Genomic DNA, 20,205 nt, shown 5'->3' with positions numbered 1-20,205 from the left:
CCCAGAGGCTTTGGCAAAGGAGAACGCAATGGCGAAGCTAGACTACAAGGAACTCAATGCGGTTCAGCAATATTCCCAGCACGCAGTTTTTAAGGTGATCCCGGGGGCGCTCGGCACCGAGCGAGCGGAAATCATCGCCCAAGCGCAGAAGTTCTTCGCCGACGTTGAAGAGGCTGGCAAAGTGACGGTGCGCGGTATCTATGACCTCACGGCTATGCGCGATTCTGCTGATTTTATGATCTGGTGGCACGCCGAGGAATTCTCTGACCTGCAGAAGGTCTTTGGGGACTTTCGCCGCGAGACCACCTTGGGCCAGGTTAGCGAAGTGACCTGGGTAGGCAACGCTTTGCACCGTCCAGCGGAGTTTAATAAGTCGCACCTGCCGTCTTTCATCATGGGCGAGGAGCCAAAGGAGTGGATCTCGGTCTATCCCTTCGTGCGCTCCTATGACTGGTACACCATGGACGAGGAAAAGCGCCGCCGCATCCTTATGGAGCACGGCATGCAAGCGCGTGATTATCCTGATGTGCGAGCTAATACCGTACCGGCTTTTGCGTTGGGTGACTACGAGTGGATTCTGGCCTTTGAGGCGGATGAGCTCCACCGTATCGTCGACCTGATGTACCTGATGCGCTATACCGAAGCCCGTCACCACGTGCGCGAGGAAATTCCTTTCCACACCGGCCGTCGCGTCAAGGACGTAGCAGAACTCATTGCAGTACTGCCCTAAAAGAAGCGTCGCCCAGCAAAAGCCCTGCTTGGCGACGTCCCGGGCTGCGCCCCTTCACTAGCCTGGCAGCCAGGCTGCTGACGGGGCGTAAGTTGTGTCGAGGCCCTTTAAGCGGTGCCACCTTCTACCGGTTTTTCCTCCAGGTCAAGGCAAATGGAGTTAATGCAATAGCGAAGGTCAGTAGGGGTGTCGTAGCCCTCGCCCTCAAAGACGTGGCCTAGGTGCGATTCGCAGTTGGCACACAAGACCTCTACTCGGCGCATGCCTAGCGAGTTATCTTCTCGCTCGATGATCTTGTCTCCGGCAAGCGGGGAGAAGAAAGACGGCCAGCCACAATGGGACTCAAACTTTTCCGTGGAACGGAAAAGCTCCGCTCCACACGCGCGGCAAGAATAGACACCCTCGGTAGTAGTATTGGTGTACTCGCCTACATGGGGCGGCTCCGTACCTGCCTCACGCAGAACATAGTATTCCTCGGGGCTTAAGCGCTGGCGCCATTCGGTATCAGCAATGAGCTTGAAATCGGTCATGGGCCGAGTCTAAACCGCTCTGCGCGCGGCACGCCACCAGCCAGCGACCGTAGCGAAAATTGCGACGATAAGCAGCGCCCATCCTGCCGTGGCCGTGAAAAAATTCATCCACCGCCCAGCATCCGGGTGCGCTGTAGACGCCCACGAGACCGGAGCCAAAAAGAGAAATGCCGCCAACCACGCTCCTGCGGAATGAAATACCGAGCGCGGGAGCACAACGGTAAACATCAGCGGGAAAAGCCACATGGAATAGTACTGCTGGCCTAGGGAAGACAGGAAGAAAATTCCCACCATTATCGCCCCGCTAGTGGTCAGTGCCCACAAGGTTGGGTCGGAGTTGCGCCAGCGTAAAAGCCCGAGAATCGCTGCGGCCGTAAGACCGGCAAAAATCAGCCACACGGTCCAATACAACCCGGCGCCAAAATTAACGTAGGCGTGGAAACCCGCCCAGGAAGAATTGGCATAGTCACGAGTTTCCGAAAGATAGGGCAGCAGCTTTTCGAAAAAGCCGCTGGCGCCCGGCACCACCGGCCACGCCAGTAGATTGAGAATCACCGGAACTCCGATGCCCTCGGCGAGACTGCGCCACTGGAGCTTTACCAAGGGCAGGAAGAGCAGCGGCGCAAACTGCGGCTTAATGACGATGGCAAGGCCAATGACCACGCCTGCCACCCAGCCCAACCACGGGGTGCGCTCGGCCCGCAAAAAGGCCCACAAAAACACGGCCAGACACAGCAAGAGAACGCCGTTGATATTGGTAAAGGCAAGCGTATTGGTCACTGACTCCGTGACAAACGCCAGCGCAATAGATACCGGCCACACGGGCGAGGTGAGCTTGCGGTCCACTATAAGGGTAAGCACCGCCAGTGCCGCGATGATCGCGGCCGCATTCGCCACGATGAATAGTCCTCGCGCAAGTGAGAAGTCTAGGTGCCCTAATGGCGCAAGCAGCAGCGTGGCTCCCGGGGTATACAGATACAGCGGGTCAACGTGATTATAGGCCTGCTCGTAGACCGGCTGGCTGCTGGACATGCGCGCCACCGCGTTATACACGGTGGTGAAATCATCCGTTGGCGTGCCGTTGCGCGCAATGATGAATACGCGGTGCACAACGAGCAATACGGCCACGGGCCAAGCGGCAACACTGATTCGGGAATTCACGGCGCCTTAGTCTACGTCCTCGCGGGTGCGGGAATACCGCAGAAACACCGTGCCATCCGTATCGGCCGCGACATTTTCCAACTGCATGCGCCGGTGGGAATGCTCGCCCTTAAAAGTAGCCATCGGAGTCTCTACGCCGGTAGACAGATGCGGATCCAGGGTCAAATACATCTGGTCAATCGCATCGGCGTCCACTAATTGCCCAATCATTCCTGGTCCGCCTTCACATAGCACGCGCTTAAACCCGCGATCCTTCAGGACGGATATGTAGTCGCGCACGCTTCCTTCACCGGCATCGCAGACCTCCGCCCCCGTGCTTTCAATAGCCTCGATTCGGGTAACGATGTCTTCATCCTCCCAGCTGCTGTGTGGGGCCAAGATGACAGGTGGGGTAGTAAAGTCTGTAAAAAAGTCCGAGTCGATATCGAAATCAAGGCTGCGAGAAGGCACTGCAATAGGAGCTGGACGCGAGCCATCGGTGCTAGGAACAACGCCGGAGTAATCTTCTGCGCGCACCGTTTGCGCGCCCACCAACACCACGTCTGCCCAGTCCCGTAGAGCTGCAAAAAGTTGTCCATCGGTGTCATTTCCCATGTCTTCTGAGACATGGTTCATCGTCGCCGATCCGGTCAACGTGCTGACCATATTCGTACGGATGGTGAATGTGCCGCGGGAATCAGGACCCAAAAGCGAAGAGATATCCATGTCATCCCAGTGTAGCCAGAGCGGCGAGTGCCCAGCATGGCAATAACAGCGCCATAACCTCAGCAAGACGGGCTACACCAGACGGATGAGAATCACGCCGACCAGTATCACTGCAATGCCGGCTACCTGGCGCAGCGTTACGCGGGCGCCACGCAAGCGATCAATGAGTAGGGACCCCAGCATGGAGCCGAGCAGAGTCGCGACCACGGTAAGCCCCGTGCCCAGTTGTGGTACCAAAGCCGCGTTGCCAAAAACAAACAACGCACCCAGGACGCCACCAACCCACATCCACCAGGGATTGTTCTTCCCCTCGGGGCGCTCAATGCGAGGTCGCCAGCGTAGAACAATATTCACAATGGCAAGGGCAGATACCCCGACGCTGAAAGAAACTAAAGCCGCGCTAACAGGTGAGCCAGTAATCTGGCCCAGGTGACCATTGATCGCGGATTGGCTTGCAGTAAAACAGCCAAAAACAAACCCCGCTAAGCGCCACATCCACAGCGCTGTGGCACTGTCCTCACGCTTCGTGGGCGCGCCGGGGCCGGCGACGATGGCGATTACTCCGCCTAGGACGATGAGAGCCCCTAGCATGCGAACCACGGTCAGCGGGGATATAGGGGAGTCAAAGAGCCCAAGGTGATCGATGACGAGCCCCATGATGATCTGGCCGGCGATGGGAAGAACTACGGTCTGGACGGCACCCAAGTGGGGAAATAGGAGAATATTCCCAGTAAGCGCAACTACGCCGAGCAAACCGCCGAACCATATCCACAGTGGTTGGCCAGCTGTGCGGGAAAGGCCGAATTCACCGCCGGTGACAGCGGTGGCGATAACGAGCAAGGTCACCGTGCCCACGGCGAAAGAGATAAGCGAAGAAGAAAAGGGGGTGCCCGTCGATAAGCGCAAGCGTGTATTAACCAGGGTCTGTACGGGCAAAACGAGCCCAGCGATAACGCCTAAAAGGATCCACAACACGACGGAACACCTTACCGGCACACAAAGTAACCCGCCCAAGCTACCTGTGAAGTGGAGTGCAGGGCGGGGAAGTGGTGGTCCTAACTGGGATTGAACCAGTGACCTTTCCGGTGTGAACGGAACGCTCTCCCACTGAGCTATAGGACCGTGCGGTGGCTAAATGTACACCGCTTGAAATTCAAATACCTAATTGGCTGCGTAGGGCTACTCATGAGCGGGAGGCGGCTGGGCGCCTGCGGTCCACAAGAATCACACCGGTGTGATTTGGGAACGTACAAACGTGGAATATCGGCGGTTAAAAGCAAGGCGCTGGGCTGGGGATTTGGAAACTGGCGCGGAGCACGATAATGTTTCTTCTCGCACCGCAACGGAATAAAAGTTTGCGGCGCAATGCGGATGTAGCGCAGTTGGTAGCGCATCACCTTGCCAAGGTGAGGGTCGCGAGTTCGAGTCTCGTCATCCGCTCCACGCTTTTCAAAGGGCTACCTGTGAAGAGTGATTCTAAGTGAATAGCGCGCGATTAGCTCAGTGGGAGAGCGCTTCCCTGACACGGAAGAGGTCACTGGTTCAATCCCAGTATCGCGCACAAGGACTTTGTCCTAGAAACCGGGCCTGGTTTCGCATGCGGATGTAGCGCAGTTGGTAGCGCATCACCTTGCCAAGGTGAGGGTCGCGAGTTCGAGTCTCGTCATCCGCTCCAACACTGTATTGTGTGAGGCGGTATCGCCACGGTGGAATGGCCGAGTGGTGAGGCAACGGTCTGCAAAACCGTGCACACGGGTTCGATTCCCGTTTCCACCTCAACTTCTTAATGCCTTCGGGCATTAAGCGCGATTAGCTCAGTGGGAGAGCGCTTCCCTGACACGGAAGAGGTCACTGGTTCAATCCCAGTATCGCGCACGAGAGTCTCTTTTTAGGCTCTGTAGCAAACTCCGGTTTGTTGTGCGGATGTAGCGCAGTTGGTAGCGCATCACCTTGCCAAGGTGAGGGTCGCGAGTTCGAGTCTCGTCATCCGCTCCATGTAGCGGCCCCAGAGACGGGGCGGCTTTTTTCTTGTCTCCTTCCGTGTGCTGTGCGATACGCTTGCCTTTGAAGAGTCATAACCCAAAGCGGAGGAGGAAAGATGTCACGCGCACTAGTGGTACCGCTATTGGTTGGAGCCTGCGGCTTCGCGTCTTTTGTTTCGGGGACTGTGCTTTTCTTTATGGGCCTTACTGCGGCAGATGCGGCTGGAGGCAGTGGCAGCGGGGCGTGGCCTTTGACGCTCATCGGTGTTGGCGTCGCCCTGGTTATTTTTGCTCTGATGGTTTCTGGTCCGTTTTTTAATGCCCGGCAGGGGGAGAGGTCCTAAGGCTAGGTCCGCTGGAATTGAGTCAACTTGGCTTAAATAGTGATAAATACCTCTTTTTATTAAGGAAGCGGAACTCGAGCCCAGTTCAAGCCGACATATGACTCGACGCGCTGCTTTTTGTGATTGCCGCTATGGCAAGTCGCGGGGCTAGTATGTCTGACAATTCAACTTGTGCTTTTCCAACATCACAAAGGAGCTATCTATGGGCTACCGCGTACCTTGGCTGCGCCGCACAGCCGCAGCAGTGGGCACAGCCGCACTGGTCTTGGGCGGGTCGATGCCTGCCGCATTCGCGCACGACTCCGTTATTGGCGGTTCGGTCAAAGACGGCGATCAACTCGATGAGTTCCCTAAGGAAATCACCCTTGAGTTTTCTGGCATCCCCAAAGAGGACTTCAACACCTTTGCCGTAACCAACGCCGATACCGGTGAGAAGCTCTTTAGCCAGGAACCGCAGCTCCATGAACGAGACCTCACAATTGAGACTCCTGAGGGGGTTAACCCTGGGCCGGGCAACTACCAGGTGGGTTTCCAAATCACGTCTTCGGATGGACACGCTACTCGCGGTGGTGTGGAATTTTCCGTTAAAGGTGACGGGGCCGAAAACCCCGAGGCTGGCGAGTCTGACGCGACAGACCAGGAAGCAACCGAGGGGCTGCCGATGTCGCTGAAAATCATTTTGGGCGTGGGCGGGGTTTTGGCAATTGCCGCAGTAGTTGCCCTATTTATTGGCAAGTCTCGTCGCATTGATTCGGAAGGTGAAAAATAATGTCCAAGATTTCTAGCATTGCCCTTGTGGGGTTGACTGTGGCCGGCCTTGCCCTGGCGGGTTGCTCCCCGCAGAACCAAAATGACTCCACCGAGTCGAAGGTTGATGCCACCTCCAGCGCTGCGGAGAAGTCCTCCCCCGCCGCAGCCGAGGCCCTGACCTTCGAAGACGCGGTCGTGCGTGCCAACGAAGATAAAGACATGACTGCTATTTTTGGCACCTTGGTGAACCACACCGATAAGGACATCGCTATCACCGGTTTTTCCACCAGTCTTAATGCCAAGGTGAACCAGATCCATGAGACCGTCGATGGCAAGATGCAGGAAATGTCGAGCCCGTTGGTGGTCAAGGCCGGCGAGTCCCACGAACTTGCACCAGGCGGTGACCACTTCATGCTCATGGAAATGGGAAACCACATCGCTCCCGGCGAATCCCTTGACCTTAAGGTGAAGCTAGAAGGCGGCGAAGAGCTCGATCTGGGCGAGATCCAAACGCGTAGCATGCCTTCCGGGGATGAGGACTACGGCGATATGGAAGGCCACGATATGTCCCACATGGAGCACGGAGATATGTCCCACAATAAGGAAGGCCACGACCACTAACCATGTCTGGGTTCAGCAGAAGGGGATTTCTCACTGGCGCTGCGGTATCGACCAGCGCCTTCGCGTTGGCAGGCTGCAATAACCAGGGCTCTTCCCCGGATGCTGGGGCACAGGAACAGCCTGCGCTTGCCGACGCCCTCGTGGCTTTTGACGGCGAGCATCAGGCGGGCATTGCTACCGCAGAGCAGGCTCACCTGAATCTGGTGGGGTTTGACTTTAAAAGGGGCGTCGACAAGCGAGAGTTTGCCAACCTCATGAAGCTGTGGACCGAGGACGCCCGCGCGCTGTGTACGGGGGAGCCGCCGCTGGGCACCCTGGAACCGGAAATGGTGCAACAGCCCGCCAACTTGACCATCACCTGCGGTCTAGGTCAGAAGGTATTCTCCCTGCTCGGCGTGGAGAAACCACACTGGTTGGGAGATGTGCGTTCCTTTAAGCGTGATGAGCTGCAACGACAATGGGGACAAAGCGATATTGTCCTTCAGATTTGTTGCGATGACCCGTTGATGAATACTTATGCACTGCGCCACATGGTGCGAGCCGGTGAGCACTATGCCAGTGTGAAGTGGCTGCAGCAGGGATTTATTAATGCCTATGGCAGCCACGAAAAGGGCGCTACTGCGCGCAATATGTTCGGGCAAAAGGACGGCACCGTTAACCCGCGCAGCGAGGAAGATTTTGCAGCCCAAGTGTGGATCGATGAAGGGCCGAAGTGGGCGCAAGGGGGAACGGCCATGGTGGTGCGTCGCATTCGCATGAACGTGGATACGTGGGAGAAGCTGGATCGCTCCTCCCGCGAAAATGCGGTGGGCCGTAAGCTTGACACCGGCGCCCCGCTTACCGGTGAAGAAGAATTTGATGCTGCAGATTTCGATGCGGTAGATGACTACGGCTTGCCGGTGATTGATAAAAACTCGCACATGGCCGTGGCCGCGCCACCTGCTGATCATCCGGAGCAACGCATCCTACGCCGGCCGTATAACTATGAGCTGGCCCCCGATGGCAAGGATGGGCAGCTTTCCAATATCGGCCAGGTTTTCATCTGCTATCAGCAGGATCCCACCAAGCAATTCGAGCCTATCCAGGCCCGTTTGGATAAATCTGACCTGATGAATGAGTGGCTGACCCATATCGGCTCCGCTATGTATTTCTGCCCGCCGGGCACCCTCGACGCGGATGGGCGTGAATCTTGGTGGGCGAAATCGCTTTGCGAGTATGCAGGGTTGTAGAATAGCTATCCGTAAATTTAAATAGCGGACGCGGCCAGGTATGCCGCCGACGCACGAGCGCATAAAGGAGCGCGATTATGGCGGAACTCATTCCCGCAGTACCGGTCAATTACGATTCCTTCACCGTGCCCGCCGGCCAGGCCGTGGGCGCAGCAATGCGAGAGCTCAATCTTCCCAATAAGGGCCCTGAGGCTGTCGTAGTCGTTCGCGGTGAAGACGGCACTCTCTTTGATTTGTCGCACACCCCCGACACGGAATCCACCTTCACCCCGGTAGCCGCCTGCGAGGAAGACGGTCGCGCGGTAATCCGCCACTCCTGCGGCCACGTCATGGCACAGGCCGTGCAGGCCGAATTCCCCGGCACCAAGCTGGGCATCGGCCCGGCCATTGAAAATGGCTTCTACTTCGATTTTCAAACCGCGGAGCCTTTCACCCCGGAAGATCTCAAGGCGATTGAAAAGCGCATGAAGAAGATCATTAAGGGAGGCCAGCGTTTTGAGCGCCACGTTTACGAATCCGCTGCAGAAGCGGAGCAGGCGCTTGCCGGAGAACCCTTCAAGCTCGAGCTGGTCCAGGACAAGGGCAACGTTGACCCTGACTCCGATGAGGCCGCCGAGGTTGGTTCTGGCGATCTGACCCACTATGACAACATCAACCCGCGCACCGGGGAAGTAGAGTGGTTCGACCTCTGCCGCGGACCGCACGTTCCAACCACCAAGTACATCCCGGCCTTCACGCTAACCCGCTCTTCTGCTGCATACTGGCGCGGAGATCAGTCTAAGGCTGGCCTGCAGCGCATTTACGGCACCGCTTTTGAGTCCAAGGAGGCCCTGGAGGCCTACCAGACCATGGTGGAAGAGGCTGAAAAGCGCGACCATCGCCGCTTGGGCCAAGAGCTAGACCTCTTCTCCTTCCCAGATGAGATTGGCTCCGGTTTCCCGGTATTCCACCCGAATGGTGCCACCGTGCGCATGGAGATGGAAAACCACTCTCGCAACCGCCACGTCCAGGCCGGCTATTCCTTTGTCAACACTCCGCATATCACCAAGGGTGCTCTCTTCAAGAAGTCGGGCCACCTGGACTTCTACGCCGATGGAATGTTCCCACCAATGCAGCTCGATGGCGAGTATGACGAAGAAGGCAATACCGTCAAGGAGCCGCAGGACTACTACGCCAAGCCCATGAACTGCCCGATGCACAACCTGATTTTTGCATCCCGTGGCCGTTCCTACCGCGAGTTGCCGCTGCGCCTATTTGAGTTCGGCACCGTCTACCGCTACGAAAAGTCCGGCGTGGTCCACGGTCTGACCCGTGCCCGCGGCTTTACCCAGGACGACGCGCACATTTACTGCACCGAAGAACAGCTGGAAGAAGAACTCACCAAGGTCCTGGACTTCATCATCTCCTTGCTGAAGGACTATGGCCTGTCTGATTTCTACCTGGAGCTTTCCACCAAGGATCCGAATAAGTTCGTCGGTTCCGACGAGATTTGGGAGCGCTCGACTTCCATCTTGCAGTCGGTCGCGGAAAAGTCTGGCTTGGAGCTGGTACCGGACCCAGCAGGCGCAGCTTTCTACGGTCCAAAGATTTCGGTCCAGGCCCGCGATGCCATCGGCCGTACCTGGCAGATGTCTACCGTGCAATTGGACTTCAACTTGCCCGAGCGCTTCGAGCTGGAATACACCGCTTCGGACGGAACAAAGAAGCGCCCGATCATGATTCACCGTGCGCTCTTTGGCTCCATTGAACGTTTCTTTGGTGTGCTGCTGGAGCACTACGCTGGCGCATTCCCAGCTTGGCTGGCTCCGCACCAGGTGGTGGGCATCCCGGTGGCCGATGAATTCTCCCCGCACCTTGAAGAAGTTGCCGCACAGCTGCGCCAGAAGGGAATCCGCGCCGATGTGGATACCTCCGATGACCGCATGCAGAAAAAGATTCGCAATCACACCACCGCTAAGGTCCCATTCATGCTGGTCGCCGGTGCTCGCGATGTGGAAGCCGGCGCCGTGTCCTTCCGCTTCCTAGATGGCACCCAGGTCAATGGTGTGCCGGTGAATGAGGCTGTGGGGCTCATCACTGCGTGGGTCGCAGAACGCAATAACGAGCAGCCGACTGAAGAGCTCATCAGTGCCCGACGCTAAAAAGACGCGCGAGACCAAAAGCTCCGCCGCTTTCGACAATGGAGCGGCGGAGGGGACCTTCGTTGACTCAGGCGCGGGCGAACCGGACCGTCTAGAGCGGCTGTGGGCACCTTATCGCATGGCTTATATAGCCAAGCGCTCTGAGGACCCCTTCGTTGCCGCCCCGCAGGGTAGCGACGAAGACGGGCTCATCATCGCCCGTGGCAAGAGTGTTTATGCATTGCTAAACCTCTTTCCGTACAACGCTGGACACCTCATGGTGGTGCCGTACCGTAAAGAATCTCAGCTTGAGAACCTAACGCAAGAGGAATCTCAAGAGCTGATGGAGTTTGCGCAAAAGGCTATCCGGGTACTCAAACGCGTCTCTCACCCCGAGGCCATTAACGTAGGTTTGAACTTGGGGCGCTCTTCAGGAGGCTCCGTGGGAGATCACCTGCACCTGCATGTGGTGCCAAGGTGGCCTGGGGATAGTAACTTTATGACTGTCCTTGATGGGACTAAGGTATTACCGCAGCTTCTGCAGGATACACGCCGCGTGCTGGCAGAAGGTTGGCGCGAGATGGAAGAGGAGGATTCGCGTGCTTAGCGTGCATGGGCGAAAGCCCGCCGCCGTGGTGGTGGAACCTATAGCGAAGGCCTTTTTAAAGCTGGGCCTGACCCCGAATGTGGTCACTATTGTGGGAACCATTGTCACCATTGCTATTTCGGTGATCCTCATTCCTACCGGTCACCTGTTTTCCGCTGCCGTATTATCCGGCCTCTTTGCCGCCTTTGACATGCTCGACGGCACCATGGCGCGTTTGACTGGCAAAGCCACCGCCTTTGGCGCGACCTTGGATGCTTCCTGCGATCGAATCACCGATGGTGCCTTGTTTAGCGCTATTGCGTGGTGGCTGATTTATTCCGCGGATTCTTCCCGCATTACGGTCATCGCTTGCTTTGTCACCTTGGTATGTTCTCAGGTGATTTCCTATATCAAGGCTAGGGGAGAGGCGTCTGGATTCAAGATGGTCGGCGGCCTCATCGAGCGCCCTGAGCGGCTTATCTTGGGCTTGGGCGGCATTGGCCTTGAGGGCCTTGGCGTTCCGCATGCTATCGAGGTAGCGCTGTGGATCCTTGCCGTTGGCTCCATCTTTACCGTGTGCCAGCGCATGGTCATCGCTGCCCGCCAGGAGCAGCACTAGCTCGCTGAGCACCACCGAAAAACCAGGAGGTTTTAACACCATGTGGGATAAAGAAGACCTCTCCGCGGCGGGCTACCTCGCGGGGTGGAAGGTGGTGCGTCGGCTGCCTGAGCCCATTGCGCGCACGCTGTTTCGGTGGGGCGCAGATTTTGCCAGCAGCAATGGCCGCGGAATGGAAGGCTTGCGCCGCAACCTTGCCCGCGTGGTGGGGCCAGAAAACGTTACCCGCGCGCTGGTACGCGATTCCGTTCGCTCCTATATGCGCTATTGGATGGAGGCCTTCCGCCTGCCGGCTATCCACGGCGATGCCAGCCTGCACGAGCGCTTACTCAGCGGCTTGGAAGGTCTCGAGCATTTTGATGCTTCCGCTCAATCCGGACGCGGCACTATTTTGGCCCTCCCACATTCGGGTAATTGGGACATGGCGGGTGTCTTCCTCGTGGGCCACTATGGCCAGTTCACCACTGTCGCAGAGCGCTTGAAGCCCGCAGTGCTTTTCGACGCCTTTGTGGACTACCGCGAAACCCTCGGTTTTGAGGTCCTTCCCCTCACCGGGGGCGAAGCCTCGCCTTTTGCTCGCCTCAAAGAAGTATTAGAAGCTGGCGGCGTGGTGTGCCTGCTGGCCGAGCGTGACCTGACTCGAAGTGGTGTGAGCGTAGATTTCATGGGGGAGGAGGCCAATATGGCCGCCGGACCCGCCCGCCTTGCGCTGGAGACTGGTGCCGCCCTCCATGTGGTGCACTCATGGTTTAAGGGAGAGGGCTGGGGCCTATCGGTGTCTCCGGAACTTGAGGTAACAAACGTACAAGAGACTACGCAACGCATGGCCGATGGCTTCGCTGCCAATATTCGCCGGCATCCGGAGGATTGGCATATGCTGCAGCCGCAGTGGAATGTCGATATTGAGAGGCGTCGGCAAGCGCGCGCCGCGCACAAGGCCCGTGATAGCCGCCACGCTGGTGCACGGCAGGAAGGCGAGAAATAATGCGGATCGGCATCGTGTGCCCCTACTCCTTTGATGAACCGGGCGGAGTTCAAGCCCATATCCTTGATCTAGCCACTGTATATATAGAGCAAGGGCACTATGTTCAAGTCATCGGCCCCGCTTCTGACTCCACGCCGCTGCCTGATTTTGTGGTCAAGGGAGGCCCGGCTTTTCCCATTGCTTATAACGGTTCGGTGGCCCGCCTGTCCGTCGGACCTCAGGTAACGCGCAAGGTCAAACGCTTTATCAAAGATGGCGACTTTGATGTTTTGCACATCCATGAGCCCAATTCCCCGAGCTTTTCCATGACCGCGCTGGCCGTAGCGCAGGGACCGTTGGTGGCCACGTATCACGCCTCCGCGTCGAGCTCGCTGGTCTTGACCCTTGCCAAGCCTTTCCTCGCGCCTTTTTTGGAAAAGATCCGCGGCGGTATCGCGGTTTCAGATATGGCGCGGCGCTGGCAGGTGGAGCAATTGGGCGGAGACCCAGTCCTCATTCCCAACGGCGTGGATACATCGGTATACGCGCAGGCACGGCGCCGCAGCCCAGCCAAGGCCCCCGGAGATCCTTTAGAAGTAGTCTTCTTAGGCCGGCTCGACGAGCCGCGCAAGGGGCTGGATATCCTGCTTCGTGCGCTCCGCCAGATAGACCACCCCCTCCGCGTTACCATCATGGGTGGCGGCCGTGCTCGCGAGGTCGAAGGCGTAGATTTCGTCGGCCGAGTCAGCGATGCCGAAAAGGCCGAGATCCTCGGCCGCGCCGATGTATACGTGGCCCCAAATACCGGGGGCGAAAGTTTCGGCATTGTGTTAGTAGAGGCCATGGCGGCCGGCGCGGCAGTAGTTGCTTCTGACCTTGAAGCCTTCCGCGCGGTGTGCAACGCCGATTCTGATGAGCCTGCCGGCGCACTCTTCCGCAATGAGGATAGTGAAGATCTGGTGCGCGTCTTAAGTGAGGTGCTTGATGATGCCGAGTACCGGGTTCGGCTGACACGCAATGGCGTCGAGCGTGCCAGCACGTATGACTGGGACCATGTGGCAGCAGCTGTTATGCAGGTCTATGAAACCGTCCAGGACGGAACCAAGGTGAGGGTGAAGCGCTAATGGCCATTGAAATTGCGCTAGTCCTCTTTCTGCTCATCATCGTGGGCTCCTGGGCGCTTTTTACCGCTCAGCGGCTCAACTCACTGCACATTCGCACCGATGCCTCGCTGGCACAGCTACAGGCGGCCCTAGACCGCAGGGCAGCGGTCACAGCGGCAGTAGCACCAGGGCTGGCGGCCCTGGCCCAAAGAGCCGAATCCACCGAACTCTACCAAGGCCACTTCGAACCGCGCACGCTGGCCGAGCGGGAGCTTTCGGCCGCCATTGTGCGGGAGTTTCCCGCAGAGCGCCGCCCCGCCGCGCTTGCCGACGCCGAAGGGCGTATCCAGCTCGCCCACCGCTTTTATAACGAAGCGGTCAGCGATACTCGCGCTTTGCGTCTGCGCCCTGCGGTGCGGCTTTTCCATCTGGGCGGCACCGCAAAGCTGCCGGAATACTTTGACTACATGCTGGCTGAGTAGCCTGCTGAGCGGCTTTATGACCGAAGCGAGTGCCGGCCGCCTCGGCGGCGTAAAACTGGCTGTGCCAGGGCGCTTGGCGCGTGTGGCTGGTGAATTCCTGCACGTTCCAGTTTCCCAGCCAGCGCCACCTCGAGCGCAAACCATATAAGCCCAATGATGGCCATAACCACGATGAGAATATTGCGGGCCACCAAGAGATACACGGGGAACATATTCTCGCCCACGTAATGCCAGATGTAGTCGTAGTTAAACGGATAGATCAAAGTACCCAGCGCGGCGGCGATAATGGCGCAGACCGCCAGCAGGCCTTGGACTACCCGCAAGGTAGTAAACCCTTGTGGAAGTCGCTGGCGGATCACCACTGCAAGCAGCGGGCCGAGCCAGACGATGTATTGCGGGGAGAAAACCTTATTGGTCGCGATAAGGAGCAAGACCATAACGCTAAAGAACGCCATGGTGGTGCGCGTGGTCCATCCGCCGGCACACAGCCGGTAGAGCGCCCATCCCACCGCAAACACCAGCATGATAATGATCGCTATGGTGCTCCACCTGATGGCGGTATCCACGCCGGGCCCGGAGATCTCAAAGCTCTTGGAAGCGGCGTAGCCCAAATCCCAGCGGCCGGGGTGGCGATGGGCTTGCAGCAACAGGAAGGTCGCCGGGATGGACTCCAACTGGAGACCGCGCACGCCCTGGTAGTTTAAAGGTGAAAGTAAGCGTTCGGTGCCACAGGTTGCGACCGTAGCGGCGCACACAGCAATGATGGTGCAAAAGAATGTGAGCAGACGTTGCCAGGTCGCAGACCTATTGAAGCGGCCCACTAAGCCTGCGGCGAGCGCTCCGGGCCAAAGCTTCATGGTGGTGGCAAAGCCCAGTAACGCCGAGGCAATAAGGGGATGGGTAGCCAGAAGGGCGGCTGCTCCGGCGACGGCTAGGGCGGGGAAAATATCGAGGCGCCACACAAAGGCATGGCCGGCCGCGGTGCCGAAGAAAACCCAGAACCAAGCGGCCCAAAAAGCGCGCGGTTGGGTGGGATGGTGGCGCAGCAGCAGGGCTAAAAACGCGGCGTCGACAAGCAGCGTCATGATGGTAAAGCCGATATAGAAAGCGGTGATATTTTCACCGGTGAGCCACCCCAAAAGCACCGTAGGCCACGTGCCTGCATGAGGGTACTCGGTCATTTGAGTTGGGTCGTCGCCGTAGATACCCGCAAAATAATATGCGACATCGCCCCTGGGACTGTGGTCAATCTTGAGTAGATATACAAGGCACAGGCGGGCGATAACCCACCCAATCCAAACTGCAGGAACAGAAGCGAGGCGTTTCACCCAAAAGACTTTATTCAAAGAGCGCTCACTTCGGTGGCGGACATAGTTTCTTCTAGAAAATTCTTCCACTTATGCCAAAAAATGGGGGAGAGATAATGAGAAAAGGAATCGGCGGCTCGACCTTTTAGTAGTGTGGACGACAATTGCTAGCGGTAGTGATTTAGGACATTGGGAGTGTGGAGATGGCGGCCATCCGCGAGATTTTGGACATAGAGGAAACGGGAGCGGACGATGTCTTTAGTGGCCCGGCGGTGGAGTCGCGGATTGAGCGTACTTTCGGCGGACATATTGCTGGCCAAGCAGTGGCTGCGGCCCAACGCACCGTTTCCGGGAAAGAGGTCCACTCCCTGCACGGCTATTTTGTGGGGCCTGGTGACGCGAGCCGGCCGATTGAGTTGCGGGTCGAGCGCATTCGGGACGGTAGATCCTTTGCCAACCGGCAGGTACGCGCCTACCAAGGGGGCACGCTACTTTTCTCTGCCATGGCGAGCTTCCACCGCAATGGGGACTGCGGCCCGCAGCACCAAGATCCCATGCCGGAGGTACCTGGGCCCGAAGAAACAGCTCGTTCCGGTGGCGGTGCGCCTTACTCCACCCGCATCATCCTCAAAGAGTGGGAGGAATGGGATATCCGCTTGGTACCAGAGGAAGGCCGAGACCCTGTGGCAGCGGAACGCACCGGTGCAGGATTTCGTCATATCTGGTTTCGCAATACCGTTGAGCTTCCGCAGGATCCGGCTTTCCACCGCGCCGCGCTGACCTACATGTCGGATATGACTCTCATCCGCTCCGCGCTCCTTCCGCATCAAGGAGAGAAAGTGCAGTTGGCCAGCCTCGACCATGCCATTTGGTTCCTGCGTCCTATTCGCGTGGATGAATGGCTCTTATATGAGCAAGTATCACCCTCAGCATTTCAAGGAACGGCAATTGCGCGCGGCAAGCTCTTTACGGAGGAGGGCGAATTGGTGGCGTTGGTCAATCAAGAGGGCCTTACACGCTTCTTGGATGAAAAGCTGGGCAGCGGTTCCGCCCATGGCAATTGGCACAACGTGTAAATATGCCCCGCTTATAAGGGGGTCGCTTTCACGCATTCATGCAGCACACGTATAATTGCCACCAGTTTCAGCACCCGATTAGAAAGGGACTACATGTCAGGCCACTCGAAATGGGCAACTACCAAGCATAAAAAGGCTGCCAACGATGCAAAGCGTGGCAAGGAATTTGCCAAGCTGATCAAGAATATCGAAGTGGCGGCCCGCACCGGCGGTGGTGACCCAGCGGCTAACCCAACCCTTGATGACATGATCAAGAAGGCCAAGAAGGCCTCCGTCCCCAATGACAATATTGAGCGTGCTCGCAAGCGTGGATCCGGTGAGGAAGCCGGCGGCGCCGACTGGGAAACCATCATGTACGAAGGCTATGGCCCCAACGGCGTGGCCATGCTCATTGAGTGCCTTACGGATAACCGCAACCGTGCGGCGACCGACGTGCGTACCGCTATGTCTAAAAACGGCGGCAACTTGGGCGAATCCGGCTCCGTGGCCTATATGTTCACCCGTACCGGCTACGTCCTAATAGAAAAGGGTGAGCTGACGGAAGACGATGTTTTGATGGCCGTGCTAGAAGCTGGCGCGGAAGAGGTAAAGGACCAGGGCGAGAAGTTTGAGATCGTCTGCGCCCCGACGGATGTGCAGGCCGTTAAGGACGCGCTCAAGGAAGCCGATATTGAGGTCGATGACTCTGATAATGACTTCCGCGCTTCTGTTGAGGTGCCGCTTGATGCCAATGATGCCAAGAAGATTTTCCGCCTCATTGATGCTTTGGAAGACTCCGATGACGTGCAAAACGTCTACACCAACATGGACCTGTCCGATGAGGTACTAGCCGAGTTGAACGAGGGTTAATCACCTCTTCGCCGCAATAGCGGCGGCTATGTAGCGCCGGGAGCGCTCCGCGAGAATTGCTCGCCGGAGGCGCTGCCGGCGCTTCGCTATGGTGGGGTGGACTGCTACGTTTGTAGAACACCTGTGTGTAGTCCATAATGGGGGGGCAGTAGGCGGTGCGATAAGGCGCTGACATGACAATGGGGGAGAGATGAACCTAGAAGGAATGCGCGTGATGGGGATTGACCCGGGCTTGACGCGCTGTGGACTTTCCGTGGTTCAAGCTGGTCGCGGCCGAGCAATCCTCCCGGTTTCTGTAGGCGTGGTTCGTACCCCTAGCGATAAAGACTTAACGGAGCGCCTCCTGCGTCTTTCAGTGGCAGCGAAAGAATGGATGGATGACTATACGCCGGATGTAGTAGCGATCGAGCGCGTCTTCGAACGTGGCCAGGTCTCCACGGTCATGCAAACTGCCCACGTGGTAGGGGTGTTGGTGCTGGCTGCAGCTGAGCGCGACATTCCGGTGTATATGTACACCCCATCCGAGGTGAAAAAGGCAATCTCTGGAAATGGGCGCGCCGATAAAAAGCAGATGACCACTATGATCACCCGTATTCTGGGGTTGACGGAGCCGCCCAAGCCTGCCGACGCCGCCGATGCACTTGCCCTGGCCGTATGTCATTGCTGGCGTGCCCCTGCCATTGCGCGGATGGACCGGAATGGTCTTGGGCTTGGGGCCAAGACAAGTGGCGTGCGCGGACAAGCTAAGAAGCGGTAGAGAAATTTACTGAGAGAAAAGGATAGGAAGCCAATGATTGCTGCACTGCGTGGAGAGGTAATCCATATTGGACTCGACCATGGGGTCATCGATTGTGCAGGCGTGGGATACAAGTTCTTGGCCACCCCAAAAACGCTGGGCACTTTGCGCCGCGGGGAACCAGCTACGGTTCTCACCAACTTGGTGGTCAAGGAAGACTCCCTGACTCTTTATGGCTTTAGCGCTGATGAGGACCGCGAGATGTTCCAAGTTCTGCAATCCGTGTCGGGGCTCGGACCAAAGCTTGCCTTGGCGGCGCTTTCGGTCATGGGCGCTGGGGAGCTCGCTGCAGCGATTGGTGCGGAAGACGTGAAGGCGCTGCAATCTATCCCGGGCGTCGGTAAGCGTATGGCTCAGCGCTTGGCATTGGAGCTGAAAGATAAGGTGGCGGCCTTTGCGCCAAGCGAGCCCTCTACTACAGGTGCCAGCGATACCGCCGTCGCGCCAGCCGGCGGGGCCGTGGTAGAAAGCGTGACGGAAGCGCTCATTGGTCTTGGGTTTACTGATAAGGGAGCGCGGCCTGTGGTGGAAGCGGCATACGCGGAGAACCCTGATGCCGATACGTCTTCCCTCTTGCGTGCGGCTCTAGCGCAGCTGGGCAAGAAAAAGTAACGGTAGGTAGGAAGGCTGAACAATCATGTCCGATATTGAGCGCACCGAATTTAACCTCCCCGACGGCGTCGACGCGGCGCATTCCTCGCAGCGCAATAGCGACGTCGAAGCGACCGCACACTCCGAGGAACATGATATTGAGCGGTCATTGCGCCCGAAGTCGCTAGATGAGTTTATAGGCCAGCCCAAGGTGCGCGAGCAGCTTTCCCTGGTGCTCAAAGGCGCTAAGAATCGCGGAGTTACGCCGGACCACGTTCTGCTCTCTGGCCCGCCTGGTCTGGGTAAGACCACCATGGCGATGATTATCTCCCAGGAGTTGGGGACCTCGCTGCGTATGACTTCGGGGCCTGCCTTAGAGCGCGCCGGCGATTTGGCCGCCATGCTTTCAAATCTGATGGAGGGTGACGTGCTTTTCATCGACGAGATCCACCGCATTGCCCGGCCAGCAGAAGAAATGCTGTATATGGCGATGGAAGATTTCCGTATTGACGTCATCGTGGGCAAGGGGCCTGGTGCCACCTCCATTCCGCTGGAAATCCCGCCTTTTACCCTGGTAGGAGCTACAACACGCGCCGGCATGCTTACTGGCCCCCTGCGTGATCGATTCGGCTTTACTGCGCAAATGGAGTACTACGACACGGCTGACTTAACTCAGGTGATTAAGCGTGCGGCGCACATCTTAGACGTAGACATTGACCATGATGCAGCGGTAGAAATTGGTTCTCGTTCGCGTGGCACCCCGCGTATTGCTAACCGTCTGCTGCGCCGCGTTCGCGACTATGCCGAGGTCAACGGCTCGGGTCTGATTGATCTTAGTGCGGCCCAGGGGGCGCTCGAGGTCTTCGACGTGGATGAAATGGGCCTCGATCGCTTGGACCGGGCGGTACTCGATGCCTTGATTAAGGGGCACGGCGGCGGACCAGTCGGCGTGAGCACCCTTGCCATTGCGGTGGGCGAGGAACCTTCGACGGTGGAGGAGGTGTGTGAGCCCTACCTGGTGCGTGCCGGGATGATTGCGCGAACAGGACGCGGCCGCGTAGCTACCGCCGCCGCGTGGAGGCACTTGGGGCTTACTCCTCCTGAGGGGGCAGCCGGCCTGTTTTAATTCCAGGCGCCAGCCTGCTTGGTCAAGCACTCTGGGTTTTTGTGTCCACTTCCGTCTGGCACACTAGGGAGCTATGGAAATCATCATTCTCATCATTATTGGCGTCCTGTTCGTCATTCCCTCCTTCATGGCCATGCGAAAGCAGCGCCAGCGCCAAAATGATATGCAGGCCCTACAAAACTCCCTCAAGCCGGGCGATTCCATCGTCACCGCGGGCGGTGTACATGGCGTGGTGCGTAGCACCAGTGACAAGAATGTGGATCTAGAAATTGCCCCAGGAGTGGTGGTTACTTTTGACAAGATGGCCGTGATCCGCACCGAGCAGGAAGCCAATGAGCTCGAGCGCCCAGCAGCTGCTGAGGAAGCAAACGGCGATGCGGAAGATAACCTGCCTGATGGCAATACCCCTCCGTTCGACGGCGAGGGGAAGAACTAGACCCGCCTTTCCTGAGAACTATCTTAACGTTTGCTAGGTGGGTGGGAACTTTATGGAGCGTAGACCCCATCACACTTTGGGCCTTTTCTGGCCCTCGT

At 57.8% G+C, this 20,205-nt stretch carries 22 protein-coding genes and 7 tRNA genes; 23 read left to right on the top strand and 6 right to left on the bottom strand.

The genetic code is table 11. The features are described 5' to 3' along the window. Positions 1-28 precede the first annotated feature (28 nt). Positions 29-730 carry a hydrogen peroxide-dependent heme synthase gene (hemQ, locus tag QP904_RS01130; protein WP_034655844.1) on the top strand — a complete coding sequence of 234 codons (702 nt, stop codon included), beginning with the start codon at positions 29-31 and terminating at the stop codon, positions 728-730. A 107-nt stretch (positions 731-837) separates the two neighbouring features. Here the strand turns inward: hemQ and msrB are convergent, their stop codons facing one another. The 5 genes from msrB to QP904_RS01105 all read right to left on the bottom strand — a co-directional run bounded on the left by msrB (position 838) and on the right by QP904_RS01105 (position 4,248). Beyond that, positions 838-1,260: a peptide-methionine (R)-S-oxide reductase MsrB gene (msrB, locus tag QP904_RS01125; RefSeq protein ID WP_023021414.1), complete on the bottom strand. Its 423-nt coding sequence runs from the start codon at positions 1,258-1,260 to the stop codon at positions 838-840. A gap of 9 nt (positions 1,261-1,269) precedes the next feature. After that, positions 1,270-2,421 carry a glycosyltransferase family 87 protein gene (locus QP904_RS01120; protein WP_200287389.1) on the bottom strand — a complete coding sequence of 384 codons (1,152 nt, stop codon included), beginning with the start codon at positions 2,419-2,421 and terminating at the stop codon, positions 1,270-1,272. 6 nt (positions 2,422-2,427) lie between these two features. Next, positions 2,428-3,126 carry a pyrimidine reductase family protein gene (locus tag QP904_RS01115; protein ID WP_023021416.1) on the bottom strand — a complete coding sequence of 233 codons (699 nt, stop codon included), beginning with the start codon at positions 3,124-3,126 and terminating at the stop codon, positions 2,428-2,430. A 72-nt stretch (positions 3,127-3,198) separates the two neighbouring features. Further along, positions 3,199-4,101 carry a DMT family transporter gene (locus QP904_RS01110; RefSeq protein ID WP_200287391.1) on the bottom strand — a complete coding sequence of 301 codons (903 nt, stop codon included), beginning with the start codon at positions 4,099-4,101 and terminating at the stop codon, positions 3,199-3,201. A gap of 72 nt (positions 4,102-4,173) precedes the next feature. Next, positions 4,174-4,248, bottom strand: a tRNA-Val gene (locus tag QP904_RS01105). Positions 4,249-4,493: 245 nt separating this feature from the next. Between QP904_RS01105 and QP904_RS01100 the strand changes: the two genes are divergently transcribed. The 16 genes from QP904_RS01100 to QP904_RS01025 all read left to right on the top strand — a co-directional run bounded on the left by QP904_RS01100 (position 4,494) and on the right by QP904_RS01025 (position 13,926). Next, positions 4,494-4,569 (top strand) — tRNA-Gly (locus QP904_RS01100). Between the two features lie 46 nt (positions 4,570-4,615). After that, positions 4,616-4,687 (top strand) — tRNA-Val (locus QP904_RS01095). 38 nt (positions 4,688-4,725) lie between these two features. Next, positions 4,726-4,801: transfer RNA gene (locus QP904_RS01090), tRNA-Gly, on the top strand. A gap of 30 nt (positions 4,802-4,831) precedes the next feature. Next, a tRNA-Cys gene (locus tag QP904_RS01085) sits at positions 4,832-4,902 on the top strand. Between the two features lie 27 nt (positions 4,903-4,929). Beyond that, positions 4,930-5,001, top strand: a tRNA-Val gene (locus QP904_RS01080). 44 nt (positions 5,002-5,045) lie between these two features. After that, a tRNA-Gly gene (locus QP904_RS01075) sits at positions 5,046-5,121 on the top strand. A gap of 103 nt (positions 5,122-5,224) precedes the next feature. Further along, positions 5,225-5,452 (top strand): hypothetical protein, encoded by a 228-nt coding sequence (locus QP904_RS01070; RefSeq protein WP_023021418.1) that lies wholly within the window; start codon positions 5,225-5,227, stop codon positions 5,450-5,452. 202 nt (positions 5,453-5,654) lie between these two features. Beyond that, a complete protein-coding gene (locus QP904_RS01065; protein ID WP_023021419.1) occupies positions 5,655-6,221 on the top strand; it encodes a copper resistance CopC family protein in 567 nt (188 codons plus the stop codon). After that, complete coding sequence (locus QP904_RS01060; RefSeq protein ID WP_284798553.1) at positions 6,221-6,823, top strand: copper chaperone PCu(A)C; 603 nt, start codon at positions 6,221-6,223, stop codon at positions 6,821-6,823. The genes QP904_RS01065 and QP904_RS01060 overlap by 1 nt, the downstream gene beginning before the upstream one ends. Positions 6,824-6,825: 2 nt before the next feature. Further along, positions 6,826-8,052, top strand: a complete 1,227-nt coding sequence (locus tag QP904_RS01055) for a Dyp-type peroxidase (RefSeq protein WP_023021421.1) — start codon at positions 6,826-6,828, stop codon at positions 8,050-8,052. Positions 8,053-8,129: 77 nt separating this feature from the next. Beyond that, on the top strand, positions 8,130-10,193 hold the full coding sequence (thrS, locus tag QP904_RS01050; RefSeq protein ID WP_284835383.1) for a threonine--tRNA ligase: 2,064 nt from the start codon (positions 8,130-8,132) through the stop codon (positions 10,191-10,193). Next, positions 10,180-10,779: an HIT family protein gene (locus QP904_RS01045; RefSeq protein WP_023021423.1), complete on the top strand. Its 600-nt coding sequence runs from the start codon at positions 10,180-10,182 to the stop codon at positions 10,777-10,779. Before thrS ends, QP904_RS01045 begins: the two co-directional genes overlap by 14 nt. Then, the gene (gene pgsA / locus QP904_RS01040) at positions 10,772-11,377 is read left to right on the top strand and encodes a phosphatidylinositol phosphate synthase (RefSeq protein ID WP_049360666.1); all 606 of its coding nucleotides are present in this window, start codon (positions 10,772-10,774) and stop codon (positions 11,375-11,377) included. Before QP904_RS01045 ends, pgsA begins: the two co-directional genes overlap by 8 nt. Positions 11,378-11,417: 40 nt before the next feature. Next, positions 11,418-12,362 carry a phosphatidylinositol mannoside acyltransferase gene (locus tag QP904_RS01035; RefSeq protein WP_200287397.1) on the top strand — a complete coding sequence of 315 codons (945 nt, stop codon included), beginning with the start codon at positions 11,418-11,420 and terminating at the stop codon, positions 12,360-12,362. Continuing rightward, positions 12,362-13,465 carry a glycosyltransferase family 4 protein gene (locus QP904_RS01030; protein WP_023021426.1) on the top strand — a complete coding sequence of 368 codons (1,104 nt, stop codon included), beginning with the start codon at positions 12,362-12,364 and terminating at the stop codon, positions 13,463-13,465. The genes QP904_RS01035 and QP904_RS01030 overlap by 1 nt, the downstream gene beginning before the upstream one ends. Next, the gene (locus tag QP904_RS01025; protein ID WP_086587568.1) at positions 13,465-13,926 is read left to right on the top strand and encodes a hypothetical protein; all 462 of its coding nucleotides are present in this window, start codon (positions 13,465-13,467) and stop codon (positions 13,924-13,926) included. The genes QP904_RS01030 and QP904_RS01025 overlap by 1 nt, the downstream gene beginning before the upstream one ends. A gap of 14 nt (positions 13,927-13,940) precedes the next feature. Here QP904_RS01025 and QP904_RS01020 read toward each other — a convergent pair whose 3' ends face one another. Then, the gene (locus QP904_RS01020; protein WP_524811222.1) at positions 13,941-15,254 is read right to left on the bottom strand and encodes a glycosyltransferase family protein; all 1,314 of its coding nucleotides are present in this window, start codon (positions 15,252-15,254) and stop codon (positions 13,941-13,943) included. A gap of 182 nt (positions 15,255-15,436) precedes the next feature. Between QP904_RS01020 and QP904_RS01015 the strand changes: the two genes are divergently transcribed. The 6 genes from QP904_RS01015 (at position 15,437) to yajC (ending at position 20,107) form a co-directional block, all read left to right on the top strand. Then, positions 15,437-16,309, top strand: coding sequence for an acyl-CoA thioesterase (locus QP904_RS01015; RefSeq protein ID WP_259824628.1), 873 nt, complete (start codon positions 15,437-15,439; stop codon positions 16,307-16,309). Between the two features lie 93 nt (positions 16,310-16,402). Continuing rightward, positions 16,403-17,158 carry a YebC/PmpR family DNA-binding transcriptional regulator gene (locus QP904_RS01010; protein ID WP_023021430.1) on the top strand — a complete coding sequence of 252 codons (756 nt, stop codon included), beginning with the start codon at positions 16,403-16,405 and terminating at the stop codon, positions 17,156-17,158. Positions 17,159-17,348: 190 nt separating this feature from the next. Next, positions 17,349-17,915, top strand: a complete 567-nt coding sequence (gene ruvC, locus QP904_RS01005; RefSeq protein ID WP_086587570.1) for a crossover junction endodeoxyribonuclease RuvC — start codon at positions 17,349-17,351, stop codon at positions 17,913-17,915. Positions 17,916-17,948: 33 nt separating this feature from the next. Continuing rightward, complete coding sequence (gene ruvA / locus QP904_RS01000; protein ID WP_259824626.1) at positions 17,949-18,566, top strand: Holliday junction branch migration protein RuvA; 618 nt, start codon at positions 17,949-17,951, stop codon at positions 18,564-18,566. Between the two features lie 25 nt (positions 18,567-18,591). Further along, the gene (gene ruvB, locus QP904_RS00995) at positions 18,592-19,671 is read left to right on the top strand and encodes a Holliday junction branch migration DNA helicase RuvB (protein WP_259824625.1); all 1,080 of its coding nucleotides are present in this window, start codon (positions 18,592-18,594) and stop codon (positions 19,669-19,671) included. Between the two features lie 73 nt (positions 19,672-19,744). Continuing rightward, on the top strand, positions 19,745-20,107 hold the full coding sequence (gene yajC / locus QP904_RS00990) for a preprotein translocase subunit YajC (protein WP_284835381.1): 363 nt from the start codon (positions 19,745-19,747) through the stop codon (positions 20,105-20,107). Positions 20,108-20,205: the final 98 nt, after the last annotated feature.

Source organism: Corynebacterium nasorum (assembly GCF_030229765.1).
Lineage (GTDB): Bacteria > Actinomycetota > Actinomycetes > Mycobacteriales > Mycobacteriaceae > Corynebacterium > Corynebacterium kefirresidentii.
The sequence above is the reverse complement of the archived record's forward strand: the minus strand, read 5'-3'. Positions and strand labels throughout refer to the sequence as shown.

Bases quoted from the DNA above. Each gene is read 5' to 3' on its own strand.
- ruvC (WP_086587570.1), top strand. From the start codon at position 17,349: ATGAACCTAGAAGGAATGCGCGTGATGGGGATTGACCCGGGCTTGACG.
- QP904_RS01055 (WP_023021421.1), top strand. From the start codon at position 6,826: ATGTCTGGGTTCAGCAGAAGGGGATTTCTCACTGGCGCTGCGGTATCG.
- QP904_RS01060 (WP_284798553.1), top strand. From the start codon at position 6,221: ATGTCCAAGATTTCTAGCATTGCCCTTGTGGGGTTGACTGTGGCCGGC.
- thrS (WP_284835383.1), top strand. From the start codon at position 8,130: ATGGCGGAACTCATTCCCGCAGTACCGGTCAATTACGATTCCTTCACC.
- ruvB (WP_259824625.1), top strand. From the start codon at position 18,592: ATGTCCGATATTGAGCGCACCGAATTTAACCTCCCCGACGGCGTCGAC.
- QP904_RS01035 (WP_200287397.1), top strand. From the start codon at position 11,418: ATGTGGGATAAAGAAGACCTCTCCGCGGCGGGCTACCTCGCGGGGTGG.
- QP904_RS01015 (WP_259824628.1), top strand. From the start codon at position 15,437: ATGGCGGCCATCCGCGAGATTTTGGACATAGAGGAAACGGGAGCGGAC.
- yajC (WP_284835381.1), top strand. From the start codon at position 19,745: ATGGAAATCATCATTCTCATCATTATTGGCGTCCTGTTCGTCATTCCC.
- ruvA (WP_259824626.1), top strand. From the start codon at position 17,949: ATGATTGCTGCACTGCGTGGAGAGGTAATCCATATTGGACTCGACCAT.
- msrB (WP_023021414.1), bottom strand. From the start codon at position 1,260: ATGACCGATTTCAAGCTCATTGCTGATACCGAATGGCGCCAGCGCTTA.
- QP904_RS01030 (WP_023021426.1), top strand. From the start codon at position 12,362: ATGCGGATCGGCATCGTGTGCCCCTACTCCTTTGATGAACCGGGCGGA.
- QP904_RS01025 (WP_086587568.1), top strand. From the start codon at position 13,465: ATGGCCATTGAAATTGCGCTAGTCCTCTTTCTGCTCATCATCGTGGGC.
- QP904_RS01070 (WP_023021418.1), top strand. From the start codon at position 5,225: ATGTCACGCGCACTAGTGGTACCGCTATTGGTTGGAGCCTGCGGCTTC.
- hemQ (WP_034655844.1), top strand. From the start codon at position 29: ATGGCGAAGCTAGACTACAAGGAACTCAATGCGGTTCAGCAATATTCC.
- QP904_RS01010 (WP_023021430.1), top strand. From the start codon at position 16,403: ATGTCAGGCCACTCGAAATGGGCAACTACCAAGCATAAAAAGGCTGCC.
- QP904_RS01065 (WP_023021419.1), top strand. From the start codon at position 5,655: ATGGGCTACCGCGTACCTTGGCTGCGCCGCACAGCCGCAGCAGTGGGC.
- QP904_RS01115 (WP_023021416.1), bottom strand. From the start codon at position 3,126: ATGGATATCTCTTCGCTTTTGGGTCCTGATTCCCGCGGCACATTCACC.